Genomic DNA, 19897 nt, shown 5'->3' with positions numbered 1-19897 from the left:
GGATCATGACTGCGCAGACCACGACCACCACTGCACCGGCCGTCGAGATCGAGGGGATCTCGAAGAGCTTCGATGGGCACCTCGCCGTGCACCCGCTCGATCTCGAGATCCGGGAGAACGAGTTCTTCTCCATCCTCGGTCCCTCGGGCTGCGGGAAGACGACGCTCATGCGTATGATCACCGGGTTCGAGACGCCGACGAGCGGCCGGGTGCGGCTCGGTGGCGCGGACGTCACGGATGTGCCGACGCGCAACCGTGATCTCAACATGCTGTTCCAGAGCTACGCGCTGTTCCCGCACCTCACGGTGTTCGACAACGTGGTCTTCGAGCTCCGGGTGCGGCGAGTGCCCCGCGCAGAGGCCGATCGTCGTGCGCACGAGGCACTTGAACTCGTGAAGCTGTCCCACCTCGGGGACCGGAAGCCTGACCAGCTCTCGGGCGGTCAGCGGCAGCGCGTCGCGCTGGCTCGCGCCGTGGTCTCCGGCCCCAAGGTGGTGCTGCTCGACGAGCCGCTCGGCGCGCTCGATCAGCAGCTCCGTAAGGAGATGCAGTACGAGCTGAAGCGCATGCAGCGAGAGGTCGGCATCACGTTCATCTACGTGACGCACGATCAGGAGGAAGCGCTCACGATGTCCGACCGCATCGCGGTCATGTCGGAGGGCATCGTGCAGCAGGTCGCGGGCCCGGAGGACATCTACAACCGCCCGGAGACCCGCTTCGTCGCCGGATTCATCGGTAGCTGCAATCTGCTCGATGTCACGGTGCGGGCGGGATCCGCCGGTGAGGAGGTGGAGGCGGTGCTCGACGGGGTCGGGGTGCTCCCGGGCGTGCTGGCCGAGGATGTTCCCCTCGAGCGGCCGGCCACCCTCCTCCTCCGTCCCGAGCGCATCGAGGTGCGGCGAGACGGCGAGGGCGTGCCCGGCGTCGTCGAGACGCTGACCTTCCTGGGCGAGGAGTGGCACGTGCACCTGGCGATCGACGCGCGGACGATGGTCAAGGTCTCGTTGCCGAGCCTCGTGAAGGAGCGGGATCTTCCCGGCCTCGCCACCGGAGAGAGACTCCTCATGCGTTGGCGTCCCGAGGACGCGCGCATCGTCGTCCGCTGATCCTGCCGCACCAACTCCGCACCACGAAAGAGGGAACCGATGAGAGTCGCCGTAGTCCAGACGTCGCCCGGTATCGATGTCGACGTCAATTTCTCCACCATTCGGCGCTATACCGAGGAGGCGGCCTCCCGCGGGGCGCGTCTGGTCGTCTTCCCGGAGGAGGCCGCGCTGCTGGCCGACGACGAGATCAAGCCGCGCATGACCGAGATCCTGCGCGACGTGTGGCCCCGTTTCGAGGCGCTGCTCGCGCAGCTCGCACGGGACCACGGAGTGACGATCATCGCGGCCGGGTACGAGCCGAACGAGGCGGGGCGGCCGTACAACACGATCGTCGCCGTCGACCCCGAGGGTGCTGAGATCGCCCGCTATCACAAGATGCACACCTATGATGCGTTCGCCTACCAGGAATCCGCGTACGTGACCCGCGGCTCGGAGCTCCCGCCCATCATCGACGTCGACGGAGTCCGCGTGGGAATCGCGAACTGCTACGACGTGCGGTTCCCCGAGCTCTTCCGAAGCATGGCCGACCGCGGCGTCGACGTGATCTCGCTGTCGGCCGCCTGGGTGTCGGGCAAGGGCAAGGAGGAGCACTGGGAGGTGCTCACCAAGGCCCGCGCCATCGAGAACGTGAGCTGGTTCCTCGCGTCCGGCACGGTGGGCGCCGATTCGGTCGGCCTCAGCCGGGTGATCGACCCGCTCGGCGTCGTGGTCGCCGCAGCTGACGCACACGCCGAAGGGCTGGTGATCGCCGACATCGACGAGGAGCGCACCCGCTCGGCACGCAGGATGCTGCCTGCCCTCGAGAACCGTCGCATCGAGCTCGACTACAGCATCCGATAGCCACACACCCCGAAAGGAATCAGCGATGTTCTTCCACGCCGGAGATACTCCGAACGGCCTTCCCGACGAGCTCCGGGCCAAGCTCGAGCGACTCAGCTTCCCCACCCTCGGCCACTACCTCGAGGAGGGCTTCGCAGACTCCGGGATCCGACGCGTGGTCGCCGCGGGCGGCCGCGTCATCGGCACAGCGTGCACGGTGCGCACCACCGCGACAGACTCCACGGCGCTGCACCACGCGGCGGGCATGATCGAACCGGGCCAGGTGCTCGTGATCGATACCGGCGGCGACGTGCGGCACGCGCCGCTCGGCGAGGTCGTTGCGGCCCAGCTGGCCGCGCGCGGGGCCGCCGGCGCCGTGGTAGACGGCGTGGTCACCGATGTCGACGAGATCGAAGCGCTCGGGCTCACTGTTCATGCCCGGGGCACGAGCATGCTCACCACCAAGCTGCACGGGATCGATGCCGGTGGCGTCAACGTGCCGGTGACCTGCGGCGGAGCGGTCGTCCGTCCCGGAGACGTAGTCCTCGCCGACGCGAACGGCGTGCTCGTGGTGCCGGTCGAGGTGCTTGAGCGCATCGTCGATATCGCGCTCGCCGACGATGCCGACGAGCCGGAGCTCGTGGCCGAGCTCCGTGCTGGAGCGCCGCTCGGAAGCCTGACCGGCGCGAGCGCGACGGTTTCAGACCTGCTCGCGCTCGACACCCCGCAGTAGCAGCACCCGCTCTCCCCGCGCGGCGGGCACGGCCGAGACGGCCGTTGCTCCGCCGTGCCCGAAACACACTGGAAAGGACCAATCATGCTGCTGAAAGCCGCCATCAACGGTGGTCGTCCCACTGAGGAGCACCCCTCGGTTCCCCGCACGACCGAGGAGATCGTCGAGGCCAGCCTCGCCGTGATCGCCGCGGGCGCCGATGTCGTCCATGCGCACGTCATCACCGACTCGGGGGAGCAGACCATTCACCCTGATCACGTCGGAGCCTGGGTGCGCGCCATGCGCGCGGCGGACCCAGCGGTCGTCATCGGTACCACGACGGGCCTGTGGACAGTCTCCTCCCATGAGGAGCGGATGGCCCATGTCGCCGCGTGGCCCGCGGATGCGCTGCCCGATTTCGCGTCCGTCGCGTTCTGCGAGCAGGGAGCCGCCGAGGCCGCCGAACTCGTCCTCGCGCGCGGCATGATCCTGGAGTCCGCAGTGTGGTCGATGGACGACGTCCCCGCCCTGCTCGCCTCGCCGACCCTGCATCAGAACGTCCGCGTGCTCATCGAGCCCGAGACCGAGGACGCCGACCAGGCTGTCGCGCAGTGTCGCGAGATCGCGGCGGTGCTCCGAGAGTCCGGCGTGACTGCCCCGATCCTCTATCACGGCTACGACGAGACCGTGTGGCCGGTCGTCGATGCCGCGATCGAGGACGGCTGCGAGACCCGGATCGGGTTCGAGGACGGCGTGGCGATGCCGGACGGTTCCGTTCCTCGAGACAATGCCGATCTCGTCCGCGCTGTACGCTCCCGGGAATCCCTCTGACCGACCGGCCGTCTCTGCGCCCGCCCCTCTCGCCCGAGCCGCTACCCTGGAGTGCAGCGGCGAGAGGGGCGGGCGGCATGCTGGACGATCTGGATCGACGGCTCATCGAGATGCTCGCGCGCGACGGACGGCGCAGCTTCGCCTCGCTCGCCGAGGAGTCGGGCGTCTCTCAATCGACGGTGCGCACCCGACTCGCCCGTTTGCGGGAGGACGATGCGCTGCAGATCGTCGCGCTGTGCAACGCGCTGCTGCTCGGCCATCAGGTCGTCCGCCTGCTGCTGCGCGTGCGCAATCTCACCCCCCGTTCCGTGGCGAACGGGCTGCTCGGGATCACCCAGATCAACCACGTGGCTCTGGTGGCGGGGTCGCACGACCTGTATCTCGAGGCGACGTGCCGGGATCAGCCGCAGCTCATCGACCTGATGGACGAGATCCGGCGGCACCCGGGCGTCGCCGCGATCCAACCGATTATCGTCACCTCCTTGGCCAAGGACTACACCTGGGAGGGGCTTCGGGGCACCGCCGGTCAGAGCATCAGCGACCCGGACGGCTGAGCAGCCGTCCCGCGCGGTTCGCGGGGAGCGGCTCGCGGAAGCCCTGCCACAGGTAGGTGTCCTTCATCACCTCGAGCACGGTGAGGGTCTCCAAGTCCGAGATGCCGCGGATCCGACGCAGGTCCTGCAGCACGATCCTCCCGAGTTCCTGGGCGTCCTGAGCGATGACGTCGAGGATGATGTCGTAGTAGCCGAGCGCGCACGCGACGTACTTCACCTGCGGGTGGTCCGCGATCTCCTCCGCGACGCGAGCGACGGGAACCTCAGCGACCCGGATGCCGATGTGGGCCGCGATCCCGCCGATCTTCGTCTCGTCGTACATTCCGGCCACGTAGATGATGCCGAGCGAGACGAGCCGGTTGTAGCGCTGTCGGATCGTGGGCTCCGAGAACCCGATCCGTCGGCCGATCTCGGAGAACGAGAGGCGGCCGTCCACTCGGAGCTCGTCGATGATGTCCCGGTCGACATCATCGAGGAGGGCTTCCTCCTGCTGCTTCGCCGCGTCCATCCCACCAGTCTACCGGCGGCGCGCCCGCCGGCCCGGGAGCGCGTCCGAGGGAACCGTCGCGCGCGAGACGCTGCGCCTCGTGGGCTGAGCGCGCGCGGCTCTGCACCCGTCGTGCAGGAGAAAGCCCGTCGTGCAGGACCGAATCACCGAAACCGTCCTGTTTGGATGGTCTTCTCCTGCACGGGCGGCGTGACCGCGTCGCGCGGTCGGTTGCCCCGGTCTGCGGAGGGCGCGGATCGGCCCGGCGGTTTCAGGTCGAACGTCGGTGGTCGCCGGTAGCATGGTCCCTGTGGTTGCCGCACTCTATCGCCGTTATCGGCCAGAAACGTTCGCCGAGATGATCGGTCAGTCCCAGGTGACCGAACCGCTCATGACCGCGCTGCGCACGGGGCGCATCGGTCACGCCTATCTCTTCAGCGGTCCGCGCGGCTGCGGCAAGACCACCTCGGCCCGCATCCTGGCGCGCTGCCTCAACTGCGCCGAGGGGCCGACCGATACCCCGTGCGGCACCTGCCCGAGCTGCGTCGAGCTGAGCCGCGACGGGGGCGGCTCGCTCGACGTCGTCGAGATCGACGCGGCGAGCCACGGCGGCGTCGACGACGCGCGTGATCTGCGCGAGCGCGCCGTGTTCGCGCCTGCGCGGGATCGCTACAAGATCTTCATCATCGACGAGGCCCACATGGTCACGGCCGCCGGGTTCAACGCGCTGCTCAAGATCGTCGAGGAGCCGCCGCCGCATGTGAAGTTCGTCTTCGCCACGACCGAACCCGACAAGGTCATCGGCACGATCCGTTCGCGCACCCACCACTACCCGTTCCGGCTCATCGCACCCGGCGCCCTCATCGACTACGTGCAGTCGCTCTGCGACAGCGAGGGCGTGCAGGTCGAGCCCGGTGTGCTGCCGCTGGTGGTGCGGGCCGGCGGGGGGTCGCCTCGCGACACACTCTCGATCCTCGACCAGCTCATCGCCGGCTCAGAGGGCGACCGGGTGACGGCCGAGCGCGCGGCCGGTCTGCTCGGGTTCACGCACGCCGAACTGCTCGACGACGCCGTCGCGGCGTTCGGGGCCCAGGATCCCGCCGCTGCGTTCCGCGCCACGGATCGTGTGGTGCAGACGGGCCAGGACCCGCGGCGCTTCGTCGAGGATCTGCTGGAGCGGCTGCGCGACCTCATCGTCGTGAGCGCCACCACCGTCGACGGGGCCGCGGCGGTGTTCCGCGGGGTGCCGCAGGATCAGCTCGACCGCATGTTCGAGCAGTCGCAGAGCTTCGGGCCGGGCGAGCTGTCGCGCATCGCCGACGTCGTGAGCGCCGCGCTCGACAGGATGACCGGTGCCACGGCACCCCGGCTGCAGCTCGAATTGATGGTCGCTCGCGTCCTCGTGCAGAACGGCGAGGCCGGTGTCTCCGGGGCCGGCGCATCTGCACAGGCAGCGCCGGTGGCGGCCGTCGCACCGGCTGCCGCTCGGCCGGCGGCCGGCCGGGCGACCGGCACCGCGGGCCCCGACGGGGGCGCCGATCGCAGCGGTGCGCAGCGAGTACCGGGGGCGCCGGGTGCCGGCGATCGAACGCACCCCGGCCAGAGCGCCAAGCCGGATCCGCTCGCGGCGCTCGCGGCTGCTCGCAGCGCCGTGAACGGCCCCGACGGCGAGCAGCAGTCGGGGCAGTCCGCGCAATCAGGGCCGTCCGCGACGCCGCCGCACTCGGCCGGGGCCGAGACCGAGACCTCGCCGCCGCACGCCGACGCGCCCGCGCCGGCGGCGCCGAACGCGGCCGAGACCGCGGCCTCCATCCGGAGCTTCCTGCAGGAGGATTCGGCCGGGACGCCATCGCGGCAGGGCGCCTCGGCTGCCGAGCAGCCGCCGTCGGTTCCGGAACGGCAGCCCTCGGCTCCTGAGCAGCCGCCGTCGGCGCCCGAGCAGCGTGATTCAAGCCGCTCGGTGGACGGGCACCCCAATGCGGCCGCCGCGTCGTTCGGACGTCCCATCTCCGACGTGCTGAGCGCAGCGGATATCGCGAGCATCGGCGCCGAGCCGCCGGCGCCCTCGGGATCCTCGGCCGAGCCGCGGTCTGCCGAAGGCCCTCAGGCGAGCGCCGCGCCGGCGCCCGAACCGGAGGCGACCCGTGCCTCGACCTCCGAAGGCGCAGCAGCCGGGGAGACGCTCGCCGCCTCCGCGGAGGGCGACGAATCGCTCTCGGGCGGCTTCGACGACCTCGTCGAGCTGTGGCCCGAGCTGCTCGAGGAGATCCTGCAGCAGGATCGTGAGGCCTGGAACGCGGTGCGCGTGGTGACTCCGCTCGCTCTGGAGGGCGACGTGCTCACGGTCGGACTCGCCTCGCAGTCTGATCTCGCGGCCTTCAAGAGCGTCGGTGCCGGGCCGTTGCGCGAGACGATCAGTTCGGCGGTCGGCATCAGCGTGAAGTACGTGCCGAAACGGATCGCGGGCCGCGAGGGCGCCGCGCCCGGAGCCGGAACGGGCGAGCAGCGCGCGCCGCAGGCCGACGCAGAGGAGCCTCACCGAGCGGGTTCCACGTCTGCCCCCGCGGTCGACCTGAGCGATCCCGTGCAGCGAGCCGCTGCGAGGCTGAGTGGGCTCGGCCCGGCGCTCGCCGCGCCCGCCTGGGCCGGTCCCGTGCCGGCCGAACCAAAGACCGCGGGCACTCTCGATGCATCGCAGCCCGAGCCGGCGTCGCACGAGAGCGCGCATGAGTCGTCGAGCGCGCAGGATCGGGTATCGGTCGACGGGCCCCCTTTGGCGCAGGAGACCATCGACGCCGGCGGTCCCGCACCGTCGACTCCGACTCCGACTCCGACTCCGACTCCGACTCCTGCCCCCGGCTCGCCGACGGAGGAGGCGCCGTCGGCACCCGCGGCAACACCGATCTCCAGAAGCGCTCCCGCTGAGGAGTCCGGATCCGGCGGCGCCGATTCCGGAGTCCGCGTCGCCCGCGCGTCCGCCGACGGCGATCCCTACGGGGGCGGCGATCCGTACGTCGACGGCGATCCGTACGCGGGCGGCGATCCGTACGCGGGCGGCGATCCGTACGCCGACGGCGACCCCTACGGGGGCGGCGATCCGTACACCGACGGCGACCCCTACGCGGGCGGCGATCCGTATCCCGGCCATGACGTCGCGACGAGCCATGTCGCCGCCGCGCCCGCCGCCGAATCCGCGGAAGCCGGGGATCGCGAGTCCGGACCAGCTGGCGCCCCGGGCCCGGCCCCCGCTCCCGCTCCGGGTCCCGCCCCGGCTCCGGATCCCGCCCCTGCTCCGGATCCCGCCCCCGAGCAGCCGCAGCGCACCGCCCCCGCGTTCACCCGCTACGGGGAGGCCGTCGTGCGCGAGGTGCTCGGCGCGAGGTTCGTCGAGGAACGCCCGCTCCCGACGCGTCAGTGACGCGTGCCGCCGTCACCGCACGGCTCCCCTCCCATCATCCGCAGCACACCGATCCCGCGAGGAGACACCGTGTACGACGGCATCGTCCAAGACCTGATCGACGAGTTCGGCCGGCTCCCCGGAATCGGCCCCAAGTCGGCCCAGCGCATCGCGTTCCACATCCTGCAGACGCAGAACTTCGATGTGTCCCGCCTCGCGGAGCTGCTGGTCGAGGTGCGCGAGAAGGTGCGCTTCTGCGAGGTGTGCGGCAATATCACCGAGCAGGAGCGGTGCGCGATCTGCCGTGACCCCAGACGCGACCAGCGCCTCATCTGCGTCGTCGAAGAGCCCAAGGACGTGGTGGCGATCGAGCGCACCCGCCAGTTCCGCGGGGTCTATCACGTGCTGGGCGGTGCGATCAGTCCGATCGACGGCATCGGGCCCGACGACCTCAGCATCCCCGCGCTCATGCGGCGACTGGGGGCGGGAACCGGTGAGGACGCCGTGCAGGAGGTGATCATCGCCACCGATCCCAACCTCGAGGGCGAGGCGACGGCGGCCTATCTCTCCCGCCTGCTCACGAGCATCGAGGTCCCCGTGTCGCGTCTCGCCTCGGGGCTGCCGGTGGGCGGCGACCTCGAGTTCGCCGACGAGGTCACGCTCGGTCGTGCGTTCGAGGGGCGCCGCAAGGTCGAGTGACCCGCGCGCTGCGCGAGGTTCCGCGGGCTGCGCGAGGATACGCGGGTCGTGCGGATCGCGCCACCCCCTGTCCGGCTGCGGCGCCGCAGAGGAGCCTGGAGGCATCGAGTAGGCATCCGGACGTCTGAGGGAGGACTCCACCATGGCTCGCTGCGACACCTGCGGAAACCACTACGACAAGACCTTCACCGTGACGAGGGGCGAGGAGCGCGGCACCTTCGACAGCTTCGAGTGCGCCGCCCAGGCGATGGCCCCCGACTGCGCGCACTGCGGCTGCCGGATCCTCGGCCACGGCGTCGAGGCCGAGGGTTCGATCTTCTGCTGCGCGCACTGCGCCCGGGCGGTGGGGGAGCACGAGCTCGTGGACCGGGCATGACCGGCCCGGGGGAGGGCCGTCCGAGCGCGCGCCCCGACCCCACGAAGATGGCGAACCAGCCGGCGCTGCAGACGTCGAGCGGCCTCATCTGGGTGGTGATGGGCGGCCTCTTCGCGATCCTGAGCCTCGTACCGTTCACGATGCTGACCGTCTCTGCGGGTCCGTCGCAGCCCGTCGCGCTGACGGCCGGCGCGCTCGTCGTGCTGCTCTACGCGCTGCTCCTGGTGCTGCGGTTCGCGATCCCGCCCGGCCCGCGCCGCCTGAGGTGGCTCGCGGCCTGCATGCTGACGATGGCCCTCGTCGCCCTGCTCGGCGTCTGGCTGTGCGCGCTGATCGAGAACCGGGGGTGACACCGAGGGTGCGGAGACGCGCCCGGGCCGCCGTCGGATAGACTGGTCCTTCGCAGAGCTGTTGAGGAGGAACCCGCGTGGCGTTGATCGTGCAGAAGTTCGGGGGTTCGTCCGTTGCCGATGCCGTGAGCATCAAGCGCGTCGCCAAGCGCATCGTCGAGGCCCGCAGGGCCGGCAACGATGTCGTCGTGGCGGTGAGCGCGATGGGCGACACGACCGACGAGTTGCTCGATCTCGCCGCCGAGTGCACGCCCATTCCGGCGCCGCGCGAGCTCGACATGCTCCTCACCGCAGGCGAGCGCATCTCGATGGCGCTGCTGGCGATGACGATCAAGGGTATGGGGATCGAGGCCCTCTCCTTCACCGGCAGCCAGGCGGGCATGATCACGACGGCCGAGCACGGCGCCGCCAAGATCGTCGATGTCACGCCCGGGCGTGTCCGGGAGGCGCTGGATCAGGGGGCCGTGGCCATCGTCGCCGGATTCCAGGGATTCAGTCGTGACTCCCGCGACATCACCACGCTGGGCCGCGGCGGATCCGACACCACCGCGGTGGCGCTCGCGGCCGCGCTGGGCGCCGACGTCTGCGAGATCTACACCGACGTCGACGGCGTATTCACCACGGACCCCCGCATCGTTCCGCTGGCGCGCAAGATCGACGCGATCACCGCCGAGGAGATGCTCGAGCTCGCAGCGGGCGGCGCCAAGGTGCTGCACCTGCGCGCGGTGGAGTACGCGCGCCGCCACGGCGTGGTTCTGCACGTCCGCTCCTCGTTCTCGGACGAGCCGGGCACCATCGTCTACGACCCCGCAAAGGGGCATCCGAAGGGAGATCAGGTGGAAGAGCCGATCATCACGGGCATCGCTGCGGAGAAGAGCGAGGCCAAGGTCACCGTCGGCGGCGTGCCCGACGCGCCGGGCAAGGCCGCACGGATCTTCGAGATCGTCGCGAAGACCAACGCCAACGTCGACATGATCGTGCAGAACGTGTCCGCCGCGCAGACGAACCGCACCGACATCTCGTTCACCATCCCGCTCGGCGATGGCCGCCGCGTGATCGAGGCCCTCGAGGCGGAGCGCGAGGAGCTCGGGTTCGAGAGCCTGCAGTACGACGATCAGATCGCCAAGGTCGCGGTGGTGGGCGCCGGCATGCGCACCAGTACGGGTGTCTCGGCGCAGCTCTTCCGCGCCCTCTACGAGGCCGACATCAACATCGAGATGATCTCGACCTCCGAGATCCGCATCTCCGTCGTCACACGGGCCGACCTGATGGACAAGGCCGTGCGCGTGCTGCACACCGCCTTCGGTCTCGATTCCGATACCGAGGCCAACGTCTACGCGGGCACGGGCCGCTAGCCCGCTGCTCCTGAGCGCCGCCGAGGGGGCGCCACCGCACTTCTCCCGCGACCGTTCGACGGAGCGCGGGAGCACACCAGCAGTCGAGCATCCTGCGCGCTCAGGATGCCAGCAGAAGAGAAGGATCCCGGATCATGGCAGAACAGCAGGGTGTCAACGTCGCCGTCGTCGGTGCGACCGGCCAGGTGGGCGCTGTGATGCGCCGCCTCCTCGACGAGCGCGACTTCCCGATCGCGAGCATCCGCTTCCTCTCGAGCGCGCGCTCGGCCGGCACGCAGCTCGAGTTCCGCGGCGAGCAGATCACCGTCGAAGACATCGACACCGCCGACACGAGCGGCATCGATATCGCCCTCTTCTCGGCGGGCGGCGCCGCCTCGAAGCAGTATGCGCCGCGGTTCGCCGAGGCCGGTGCGATCGTGATCGACAACTCGAGCGCCTGGCGCCTCGACCCCGCGGTGCCCCTCGTGGTGAGCGAGGTCAATCCGCACGCCATCGACGGGATCGTCGCCGCCGGTCGCGGGATCATCGCCAACCCCAACTGCACCACGATGGCCGCGATGCCGGTGATGAAGGCGCTCGACGCCGAGGCCGGGCTCGAACGGCTCGTCGTCACGACGTTCCAGGCGGTGTCGGGATCGGGGCTCGCCGGCGCCCGTGAGCTCGCGGGCCAGGCCGTGGCGGCGGTCGAGGCCGGCGGGATCGAGCGGCTCGTGCACGACGGTGCGGCCGTCGACTTCCCCGAGCCGCAGGTGTACACGAAGACCATCGCGTTCGACGTGCTGCCGCTTGCCGGGTCGATCGTCGACGACGGCGAGGGCGAGACCGACGAGGAGAAGAAGCTCCGCAACGAGAGCCGCAAGATCCTCGAACTGCCCGAGCTGCGCGTCGCCGGCACCTGCGTGCGCGTCCCGGTCTTCACCGGTCACTCGCTCTCCATCAACGCCGAGTTCGAGCGCCCCATTTCGGCCGACCGCGCCCGTGAGGTCCTGGCCGCGGCGCCCGGCGTCGAGCTGAGCGAAGTGCCCACCCCGCTCGAGGCGGCCGGGCAGGATCCCTCGTTCGTCGGACGCATCCGCGAGGATCAGTCGGCGCCCGACGGGCGCGGTCTCGTGCTCTTCGTGTCGAACGACAACCTGCGCAAGGGCGCGGCGCTCAACGCCGTGCAGATCGCAGAGGTCGTCGCCGCCAAGCTCGCGGCGTAGCACCTTCCGGCGCAGGGGAGCGGCCCGCAGGGTCGCTCCCCTGCGCCGTGCGGAGCGCGAGGCAGGCCGGATCTGCGCGAGAACCCGAGCGCTGGCAGCGCAGGACGGAACTACCGTGCGGCTTCCAGCGTGATGAGCGACGCTTCGGGCCGGCACGCGAAGCGTACGGGCGCGTAGATGGAGTTGCCGAGGCCGGCGCTCACATTGAGGAATGCGGCCCGATGCGCGTCGTACCAGACGCTCAGGCCGCGCGCCTGCGCGGTGGGCAGGTCGCAGTTCGCGGTGAGGGCTCCGACCCCCGGCACGCGCACCTGTCCACCATGGGTGTGGCCGGCGAGGATAAGCTGGGCGCCGTCGTCCAGCAGCTCGCCCAGGGCCTCCTGGTAGGGGGCGTGCACGACCCCGAGACGCAGCGGGGGCTGCGCGGGGGCGTCCGTGCCGCGCTCCGCGCCCAGCGCGGTGAGCGCTGCGCGCATGGCGCTCGCGTCGTCGTAGCGGATGTGCGGGTCATTGAGGCCCAGCAGCTCGATGCGGGTGCCGCGCAGTTCGAGATCGACCGCCGAATTGTTCAGATCGATCGCACCGAGCCGCTGCAGACCCTCGGTGAGCGCTTCGGTATCGATATCCGGTTCTCGCGTGCTCAACCTGCTGGGCGCCATGAGGTACTTGAACGGGTTCTTGAAGAGAGGGCCGTAGTAGTCGTTGGAGCCGTGGACGAACACCGTCGGGGTGCTCTCGGCCAACGGGGCCAGGGCTCGCAGCAGCATCGGTCGCGCCTGCAGATGACCCATCAGGTCGCCCGTGAGCACCACGAGATCGGGGCGCAGCTCGGCGAGCGATCGCACCCAGTCGACCTTGCGCGCCTGCCAGGGGGCGAGGTGGAGATCCGAGAGCTGCAGCACTCGGATCGGCGCGGCGCCGTCGGCCAGCAGCGGGAGGGTGTGGCGGCGCACGGTGAACAGCCGCCGCTCGATGACGGTGGACCAGAGGAGGACGCCCGCCGCGGTCAGCCCGAGGGCCGCCGCGGCGGGGCGAGGTGAGCGTCGCACGGCGCTCAGTCGTCGTCCTCGTCGGTGCCGCAGCTCAGCGTCAGGGTGACCACGCTGCTCGTGCGGGCCTCGGTGCCGCTGCCGGGGCTCACCGAGACGACCTCGTCCTGCTTCGGATCCGGGCGTCCGCCGCTCTCGCAAGTGAAGTCGACGTGCGAGAATCCTGCGCTCTTGAGCGCCGATTCCGCGTCCCTGCCCGTCGAACCCGTGAGCCCGTCGGGCACTTCGGTGGCTCGGCCATTGCTGCGGTAGACCGTGATCAGCGAGCCGAGGCCGACGGAAGCGCCGCCCTCGGGGTCGCTCTTGGCGACCATGTCCTTCGCCACGGACGAGTCGACCTCGCCGCCGTCGGCGACGTCGAAGCCGACCTGGGTGAGCATTGAGGTGGCCTCTTCGAAGGACTTGCCCTTCACGTCGGGGACCGTCACCATCGTCTGGCGGATCGAGGCCGCGGACGGCTCGGGGAACGCCGATCCACCGTACTTCTGGTCTGCGACGTTCATGACGGCGGGCCAGATGGTCTGGTCCGCGGTCATGATGGGACCGCTCGGCCCCCAGAAGCCCTGGGTGGAGACGCGCCCCATGGTCCCGTCGGCCAGCTTGACGGGCTCGGCGTTGCCGACCCAGGTCGCCGTCGCGACGGTGCTGCTCGCCCCGGCGGTCCAGTTGTCGACCACATCGTCGGTGGTGCCCGTCTTCGCGAGGTGCGGCACACCGGCGGGCGACTGGGCGTGTCGCGCGAGCCCGTTGTTCACGGTGTACTCGAGCGCGTAGGCGACGCCGGCCGCCACCTCGGGGGCGATCCCCTCGGTGCACTCGCTCTTCGTGAACGGCACCTGCTCTCCGTCGGGGCCGAGGATCTTGTCGATCGGCACGGGCGTGCAGACGGTGCCGTCGCCCGCGAATGCCGCGTAGGCCGAGGCCACCGAAATGGGCGCGATCTCGTCGATGCCGCCGTACACGTTCGACGGCACCATGGAGAGGTCGCGCACATTGCCGTTGAGCGTGGGCACCGTAGGCGTGACGCCGTCGTCCAGGGTCGGGAGGTCAGACGCGCGGTGCAAGCCGAGCTTCTGCGCCGTCGAGAACGTATCGCAGAGATCCATGCGCTGCTGCATCGACACGAGGCCGCCATTGACCGAGTTCGAGATCGCCGTGAGCACGGGCTGATTGCCCCTGGTGCCCTCGTTGTCGTTGGTGAACTTGAAGGAGCCGTAACCGTAGACCCCGTCGCCGAGGCAGCCCGCCCGGAAGGTGTTCTCCTGCACCGTGCGGCCGTTGACGTTGACGATGTCGCGCACCGAGTGCCCGGTGCGGATCCACTCGGCGAGGGTGACCGGCTTGAACGTCGAACCGATCTGGAACCCGCTCGAGCCGCCGTACTCGAAGTCGGTGTTGTAGTTGATGTTCGTGTACTCCGGGTTGGAGTCGAGGAACGCCTGCGCGTTGTTGTACGGCCGGTTCTGCAGCATCGCGAGCACCTTGCCGGTGCCGACGCCGACGCTGACGGTCGCGCCGCCCAGCTTGATGCCGTCCATCACCGCGGGCACGGTGTTGTGCATGGCGTCGAGCCCGGCGCGCTGCATGTCGAGGTCGATCGTCGTGTAGATCTCGTAGCCGCCGCGGGCGAAGTTGAAGGTCCGTTCCTCCTCGGTCTCGCCGAAGTTCGGATCCTGCTTGATGTAGCGCTGCACGTAGTCGCAGAAGTGCCCGAGACCGTAGCTCTTCTCGGCGAGGAAGCAGCCCTGCTCGCGGGGAGTGATCTTCGGCTCGACCGGGGTGTTCACCGCCTCCTCGTGCTGCGCCTCGGTGATCTTGCCGTGCGCGAGCATGCTGCCGAGGATCTTGTTGCGCCGCTCCGTGTTGGCGGGGAGGTTCTCCTCGACGTCGAGCTGATACAGCGAGGGGTTGTTGACGATGGCGACGAGGCTTGCCGCCTCGGCGAGCGACAGATCCTTCGCCGACTTGCTGTAGTAGTACTTCGCAGCCGACTCAATGCCGTAGATCTGTCGGCCGAAGAGCGCGATGTTGAGGTAGCCGAGCAGGATGTCGTCCTTCGGGTACTTCTTCTCGATGCTGATGGCGTAGCGCATCTCCTGGAGCTTGCGCTCCATGTTCTGCTCCATCGCCTTGTCGTAGGCCGCCTTCTGCTCCTCCGGATCGGAGATGGCGTAGGCCTCTTGGATGAGCACGTTGCGCACGTACTGCATCGTGATGGTCGAGGCGCCCGAGAGGTTCTGGCCCGCGGCGTTCTGCAGGACCGCGCGCCCGCTCGCGAGTACGTCGACCCCGCCGTGCGTGTAGAAGCGAGGATCCTCCTCGGCCACCGCGGCGTCCTTCACGTACTGGGAGATCTCGTCCCACCCCACCGTTTCACGGTCCTGCTCGTAGAACTCGGCGATCTTGTGGGGGGTGCCGTCGGCATCGGTGGCGTAGAGCGTCGACGGCTCGGCCAGGCGGCCCGGGTTGAGGTGGTTCGGAAGCTTCTCGAAGATGCCGATCGCCGACGACGCGGAGATGCCGCTCAGCGCGACGACCGGGGTGACGGCGGCGGTGACGAGCACGCCCGCGATGACGCTCATGGCGATGGCTCCGATGATGCCTCCGAGGGCACCTCCCGCGCTGCGCGGCTTGAACGAGCGCACACGCGAGGACTGTGATGTCTGACGGGTCATAGAATCAAGCGTAAGCGACGTTGCTGACAAAACCACGAAGCGGGTGCGCCCGCCGCCTCGTCGCCCATCCACCGCCACCGACCACTGAGGGAGATCCGCACGTGAGTGATACGACCGAAGCCCCGCGCTGGGAGTACTTCGTGACGCCGCTGCTGCTGCACAACGAGGCCCAGATCCTGAACAACTGGGGGGCCCAGGGCTGGGAGCTGGTGCAGATCATCGAGGGCCCGGCCGGCGGAAACGTCGCATACATGAAGAGGAAGGCCTGATATGGCGTCAGTAATCGAGGAGCGCCTGAGCGAGCTCGGCTTCGAAGTGCCCGAGGTGGCCGCGGCGGTCGCGGCCTACGTGCCTGCGATCCGCGACGGTAATTACGTCTACACCGCCGGCCAGCTGCCCTTCGTCGACGGGGCGCTTCCCGCGACCGGCAAGGTGGGCGAGGGGGCGGGCCTCGTCTCGCCCGAGCAGGCCACCGACCTGGCACAGCTCTGCGCCCTCAATGCGCTCGCCGCGGTGCGAGGCGTCATCGGTTCGCTCGACCGGATCACGCAGGTCGTCAAGGTGACCGCGTTCGTCGCGTCGGATCCGTCGTTCACGGGCCAGCCGGGGGTCGCCAACGGCGCCTCGGTCTTCCTCGGACGCGTGTTCGGAGACCTCGGCATCCACGTGCGCTCGGCCGTGGGCGTGGCGGTGCTTCCGCTCGACGCCCCCGTAGAGATCGAGTTCGTCTTCAAGGTTGAGGACTGACGGCTCACAGCGGCGCAGCCGCAGCCGTTTGAAGCGTCAGTAGATGTCACCTCAACCCTCGCGAGGCCGCAACTACTGGCGCGCGTAGCGGAGGGGGTGCAGGGCGGCACGGCTGAGGGGCGGATCCGCGATTCGGATCCGCCCCTCAGCTGTCTACCGCCGCTGGGCCGGTGTCACTGCTTCTCCCGGCGCATGCGCGCGGAGATGGTCTGCATGACGGCGGTGTCGGCGAGAGTGGTGGTGTCGCCGATCTCGCGGCCCTCCGCGGCGTCTTTGAGGAGGCGACGCATGATCTTGCCCGACCGGGTCTTGGGGAGTTCGTTCACCACGAACACCTGGCGCGGGCGGGCGATCGCCCCGATCTGCGCGGCGACGTGCTTCTTGAGCTCCTGCTCGGCGTTCTCGGCGGTGAGGATCGTCTGCTGGGACTTCAGGATGACGAACGCGACGACCGCCTGACCGGTGGTCTCGTCGTCGGCACCCACCACCGCCGACTCGGCGACGGCGTGGTGCTCCACGAGCGCCGACTCGATCTCCGCGGTCGAGAGCCGGTGCCCGGAGACGTTCATCACGTCGTCCACGCGGCCGAGCAGCCAGACGTCGCCGTCCTCGTCGAGGCGCGCGCCGTCGCCGGCGAAGTACCGGTCTCCGAACTTCGCCCAGTAGGTGTCGATGAACCGCTGGTCGTCGCCCCAGATGGTGCGCACCATCGACGGCCACGGCTGCTGCACCACGAGCAGGCCGCCCTGCCCGTTGCCGACCGGCTCGCCCTGCTCGTCGACGACGGTCGCCGAGATCCCGGGCTGCGGGATCTGGGCGCTGCCCGGCTTCAGGCTCGTGAGTCCCGGGAGCGGTGAGATCATGATCGCGCCGGTCTCGGTCTGCCACCAGGTGTCGACGATGGGCGCCTCGCCCGCGCCGATGACCTCCCGGTACCAGCGCCACGCCTCGGGGTTGATGGGTTCGCCCACGCTGCCGAGGACCCGGATCGACGACAGGTCGTACTGCTCGGGGATCTGGCGTCCCACCTTCATGCAGGCGCGGATCGCGGTCGGGGCGGTGTAGAAGATCGTCACACCGTACTTCTGGATGATCGACCACCAGCGACCCCAATCGGGGGTGTCGGGCGTGCCCTCGTAGATGACCTGCGTCGCGCCGTTCGCGAGCGGTCCGTAGACCACGTAGCTGTGGCCCGTGACCCAGCCGATGTCGGCCGTGCACCAGTAGACGTCGGTCTCGGGCTTCAGGTCGAACACGTCGCGGTGCGTCGTCGAGGTCTGCGTGAGGTAGCCGCCCGAGGTGTGCAGGATGCCCTTCGGCTTGCCGGTGGTGCCCGAGGTGTAGAGGATGAACAGCGGGTTCTCGGCGGGGAAGCCCTGCGCGTCGTGATCGCCGTCGTACGCGGTGATCTCGTCGTGCCACCACAGATCCCGGCCCGACTCCATGGCGACGTCGTTCTTCGTGCGCTCGACCACCAGCACCTTCTGCACCGACAGCGGGCTTCCCGTCTCCAGCGCGAGCGCGTCGTCCACCGTCGGCTTGAGCGCCGACACGCGCCCCTTGCGGTATCCGCCGTCGGCGGTGATCACCAGCTCCGCCTGAGCGTCGTCGATGCGCGCGCGCAGGCTCTCGGCGCTGAACCCGCCGAACACCACCGAGTGCGCCGCTCCGAGTCGGGCGACCGCGAGCATCGAGATCACCGTCTCCGGGATCATCGGCATGTAGATCGCCACCCGGTCGCCCGCCCGCACCCCGAGGCTGGTGAGCATGTTCGCCGCGCGCTTCACCTCGTGGGTCAGCTCCGCGTAGGTGAGCGTGCGGGTATCACCCGGTTCGCCCTCGAAGTGAATCGCGACGCGATCGCCGATGCCGGCCGCCACGTGCCGATCCAGGCAGTTCGCCGCCACGTTCAGTGCGCCATCGGCGAACCACTTGGCGAACGGGGGGTTCGTCCAGTCGAGCACCTCCGAGAACGGCTTGGTCCAGGTCAGGCGCCGCGCCTGCTCCGCCCAGTACGCCTCGGGGTCCTCGGCGGCCCGCCAGTACACCGACGGATCGTTCACGTTGGCCTGCTCGCGGAACTCGGCCGACGGCGGGTAGCTCTCCGGCTCCTCTCCGTGGTGCAGAGGATGACTTTCAATGGTCCCGTTCTGGTCAGTCATGGACACCCTTATCCCATCGTTCGAGTGCGCACCGCCGCCGGCGCGGGGTCCAATCCGCGTGCCGACGGACGGAGCAGTGCGCTACCCAGCGTATACCGTTCGCCGAGGCGCCTCGGTGCTTCGCTCACCGCTTGGAGAAAAACCGAATGGGTGCCGAGTTGTCCACATCGATGGGATCGCGGCCGCGGTCTCGGCGGTCTGCGTGCTTCGCTCGACCGTATGGACTCCGCACCCCAGATCCCCGCGCGTTCGCCGCCGCCGAGCCGCACGGCCGGCCTCGACCCGGCGGCGCGTCGCGCACTGGGCGAGCTGCTGCCGCTGCTCGACGATCCGGAGCTGCGCGACCTGCTCGTGCAGGTGCGCGGAGAGCGGGGAACACTGTGGATCGATCGCGGGGGAACCGTGCAACCGGTCGCCGATTGGCAGGCGGATCCGCGCAGGGTGCACCGTTTGGCCACCGAGCTCATCGCGGCGGGAGGGCGGCACCTCGACGAGCTGCACCCGTGCGCCGACGTACGTCTCGGCGACGGGATCCGGGTGCACGCCGTCCTTCCGCCCGTCGCCGTGTCGGGCGCCGCGGTGTCGATCCGCGTGCAACGGATCTCGCCGCCGGGCTTCGACGAGCTCGTGGCGGCCGGGCTGTGCGCCCCGGGCATGGCCGCGGCGCTGCGCCAGGCGGTGCGCGCCCGCCGCAATCTGCTGGTGACGGGTGGCACGGGGAGCGGCAAGACCACCGTGCTCGCCGCGCTCCTGGGGCTCGCGCCGGCGCATGAGCGCATACTCGTGATCGAGGACGTGACCGAACTGCGACTTCGACACCCGCACGTCGTCTCACTCGAAGCGCGCCGGGCCAGCGCTGAGGGCACGGGCGAGGTGACACTCGATCGCCTGCTGCGCGAGGCGCTGCGCATGCGGCCCGACCGCATCGTTCTGGGGGAGTGCCGCGGAGCAGAGGTCTCGACGCTGCTCGGCGCGCTGAACACCGGCCACGACGGGAGCGCCGGCACGCTGCACGCGAGCCGGCTGGAGGACGTGCCCGCCAGGCTCGAGGCGCTGGGCGCTCTGGCCGGGTGGCGTCCGGATGCGCTGGCGCGTCAGGCGGTCTCCGCGCTGCACGGAGTGATCCACCTCGTGCGCGGCGGCACGGCGCCTCGAGTCGCGGCGGTCGGCCGCCTGGTGCTCGCGCAGAACAGGATGCTCGGCATCGAACGGGTGAGGCCGTGACGGGCGGGCGGTCGCCACGGCTTGTGTGGCGGGGCGGGGCGATCCCGCGCCGCGCGGCGGGCGCGACGGGTCGTCGGGCGCCCGCGGAAGCGCGGCGGGCGGGCGCTGCGGAGTGCGCATCTCGATGCGCTGCGCTGCTGCGCGGCGGCATC

18 protein-coding genes are annotated in these 19897 nt (G+C 70.1%); 14 read left to right on the top strand and 4 right to left on the bottom strand.

All coding sequences use genetic code 11. The features are described 5' to 3' along the window. The first annotated feature begins 5 nt into the window (after window positions 1-5). The 5 genes from EVS81_RS07000 (at window position 6) to EVS81_RS06980 (ending at window position 4022) form a co-directional block, all read left to right on the top strand. On the top strand, window positions 6-1106 hold the full coding sequence (locus EVS81_RS07000) for an ABC transporter ATP-binding protein (protein WP_130109744.1): 1101 nt from the start codon (window positions 6-8) through the stop codon (window positions 1104-1106). 39 nt (window positions 1107-1145) lie between these two features. After that, the gene (locus EVS81_RS06995; protein WP_130109743.1) at window positions 1146-1946 is read left to right on the top strand and encodes a carbon-nitrogen hydrolase family protein; all 801 of its coding nucleotides are present in this window, start codon (window positions 1146-1148) and stop codon (window positions 1944-1946) included. Between the two features lie 25 nt (window positions 1947-1971). After that, window positions 1972-2658, top strand: a complete 687-nt coding sequence (locus tag EVS81_RS06990; protein WP_130109742.1) for an RraA family protein — start codon at window positions 1972-1974, stop codon at window positions 2656-2658. Window positions 2659-2742: 84 nt separating this feature from the next. Next, window positions 2743-3468, top strand: coding sequence for a 3-keto-5-aminohexanoate cleavage protein (locus EVS81_RS06985; RefSeq protein WP_130109741.1), 726 nt, complete (start codon window positions 2743-2745; stop codon window positions 3466-3468). Window positions 3469-3545: 77 nt separating this feature from the next. Further along, the gene (locus EVS81_RS06980; RefSeq protein ID WP_130109740.1) at window positions 3546-4022 is read left to right on the top strand and encodes an Lrp/AsnC family transcriptional regulator; all 477 of its coding nucleotides are present in this window, start codon (window positions 3546-3548) and stop codon (window positions 4020-4022) included. Here EVS81_RS06980 and EVS81_RS06975 read toward each other — a convergent pair. Then, on the bottom strand, window positions 4003-4530 hold the full coding sequence (locus EVS81_RS06975) for an Lrp/AsnC family transcriptional regulator (RefSeq protein ID WP_130109739.1): 528 nt from the start codon (window positions 4528-4530) through the stop codon (window positions 4003-4005). The two genes, EVS81_RS06980 and EVS81_RS06975, sit on opposite strands and share 20 nt — an antisense overlap. A 289-nt stretch (window positions 4531-4819) precedes the next feature. On the opposite strand from EVS81_RS06975, the gene EVS81_RS16175 reads away from it, so the two are divergent. The 6 genes from EVS81_RS16175 (at window position 4820) to EVS81_RS06945 (ending at window position 11888) form a co-directional block, all read left to right on the top strand. Beyond that, window positions 4820-7927, top strand: coding sequence for a DNA polymerase III subunit gamma and tau (locus EVS81_RS16175; protein ID WP_130109738.1), 3108 nt, complete (start codon window positions 4820-4822; stop codon window positions 7925-7927). 69 nt (window positions 7928-7996) lie between these two features. Further along, window positions 7997-8605: a recombination mediator RecR gene (recR, locus tag EVS81_RS06965; protein ID WP_130109737.1), complete on the top strand. Its 609-nt coding sequence runs from the start codon at window positions 7997-7999 to the stop codon at window positions 8603-8605. 142 nt (window positions 8606-8747) lie between these two features. Next, window positions 8748-8981 (top strand): hypothetical protein, encoded by a 234-nt coding sequence (locus tag EVS81_RS06960; RefSeq protein WP_130109736.1) that lies wholly within the window; start codon window positions 8748-8750, stop codon window positions 8979-8981. Continuing rightward, window positions 8978-9331: a hypothetical protein gene (locus EVS81_RS06955; RefSeq protein WP_130109735.1), complete on the top strand. Its 354-nt coding sequence runs from the start codon at window positions 8978-8980 to the stop codon at window positions 9329-9331. The genes EVS81_RS06960 and EVS81_RS06955 overlap by 4 nt, the downstream gene beginning before the upstream one ends. 77 nt (window positions 9332-9408) lie before the next feature. Then, the gene (locus EVS81_RS06950; RefSeq protein WP_130109734.1) at window positions 9409-10686 is read left to right on the top strand and encodes an aspartate kinase; all 1278 of its coding nucleotides are present in this window, start codon (window positions 9409-9411) and stop codon (window positions 10684-10686) included. Between the two features lie 134 nt (window positions 10687-10820). After that, a complete protein-coding gene (locus EVS81_RS06945) occupies window positions 10821-11888 on the top strand; it encodes an aspartate-semialdehyde dehydrogenase (RefSeq protein ID WP_130109733.1) in 1068 nt (355 codons plus the stop codon). Between the two features lie 110 nt (window positions 11889-11998). Here the strand turns inward: EVS81_RS06945 and EVS81_RS06940 are convergent, their stop codons facing one another. Together EVS81_RS06940 and EVS81_RS06935 are read right to left on the bottom strand one after the other, a co-directional pair. Then, window positions 11999-12937, bottom strand: a complete 939-nt coding sequence (locus EVS81_RS06940) for a metallophosphoesterase (protein ID WP_130109732.1) — start codon at window positions 12935-12937, stop codon at window positions 11999-12001. A 5-nt stretch (window positions 12938-12942) separates the two neighbouring features. Next, window positions 12943-15612, bottom strand: coding sequence for a transglycosylase domain-containing protein (locus tag EVS81_RS06935; protein ID WP_240740021.1), 2670 nt, complete (start codon window positions 15610-15612; stop codon window positions 12943-12945). A gap of 101 nt (window positions 15613-15713) precedes the next feature. On the opposite strand from EVS81_RS06935, the gene EVS81_RS06930 reads away from it, so the two are divergent. Together EVS81_RS06930 and EVS81_RS06925 are read left to right on the top strand one after the other, a co-directional pair. Continuing rightward, a complete protein-coding gene (locus EVS81_RS06930; protein ID WP_130109731.1) occupies window positions 15714-15881 on the top strand; it encodes a Sp36 family protein in 168 nt (55 codons plus the stop codon). Window position 15882: 1 nt separating this feature from the next. Then, window positions 15883-16359: a RidA family protein gene (locus tag EVS81_RS06925; protein WP_130109730.1), complete on the top strand. Its 477-nt coding sequence runs from the start codon at window positions 15883-15885 to the stop codon at window positions 16357-16359. A gap of 173 nt (window positions 16360-16532) precedes the next feature. Here the strand turns inward: EVS81_RS06925 and acs are convergent, their stop codons facing one another. Further along, entirely contained in the window at window positions 16533-18521 is a 1989-nt protein-coding gene (acs, locus tag EVS81_RS06920; protein WP_130109729.1) for an acetate--CoA ligase, read from the bottom strand. A gap of 219 nt (window positions 18522-18740) precedes the next feature. On the opposite strand from acs, the gene EVS81_RS06915 reads away from it, so the two are divergent. Continuing rightward, a complete protein-coding gene (locus EVS81_RS06915) occupies window positions 18741-19745 on the top strand; it encodes a TadA family conjugal transfer-associated ATPase (RefSeq protein WP_130109728.1) in 1005 nt (334 codons plus the stop codon). Window positions 19746-19897 lie beyond the last annotated feature (152 nt).

The organism is Leucobacter triazinivorans, from assembly GCF_004208635.1.
GTDB lineage: Bacteria > Actinomycetota > Actinomycetes > Actinomycetales > Microbacteriaceae > Leucobacter > Leucobacter triazinivorans.
The sequence above is the reverse complement of the archived record's forward strand: the minus strand, read 5'-3'. Positions and strand labels throughout refer to the sequence as shown.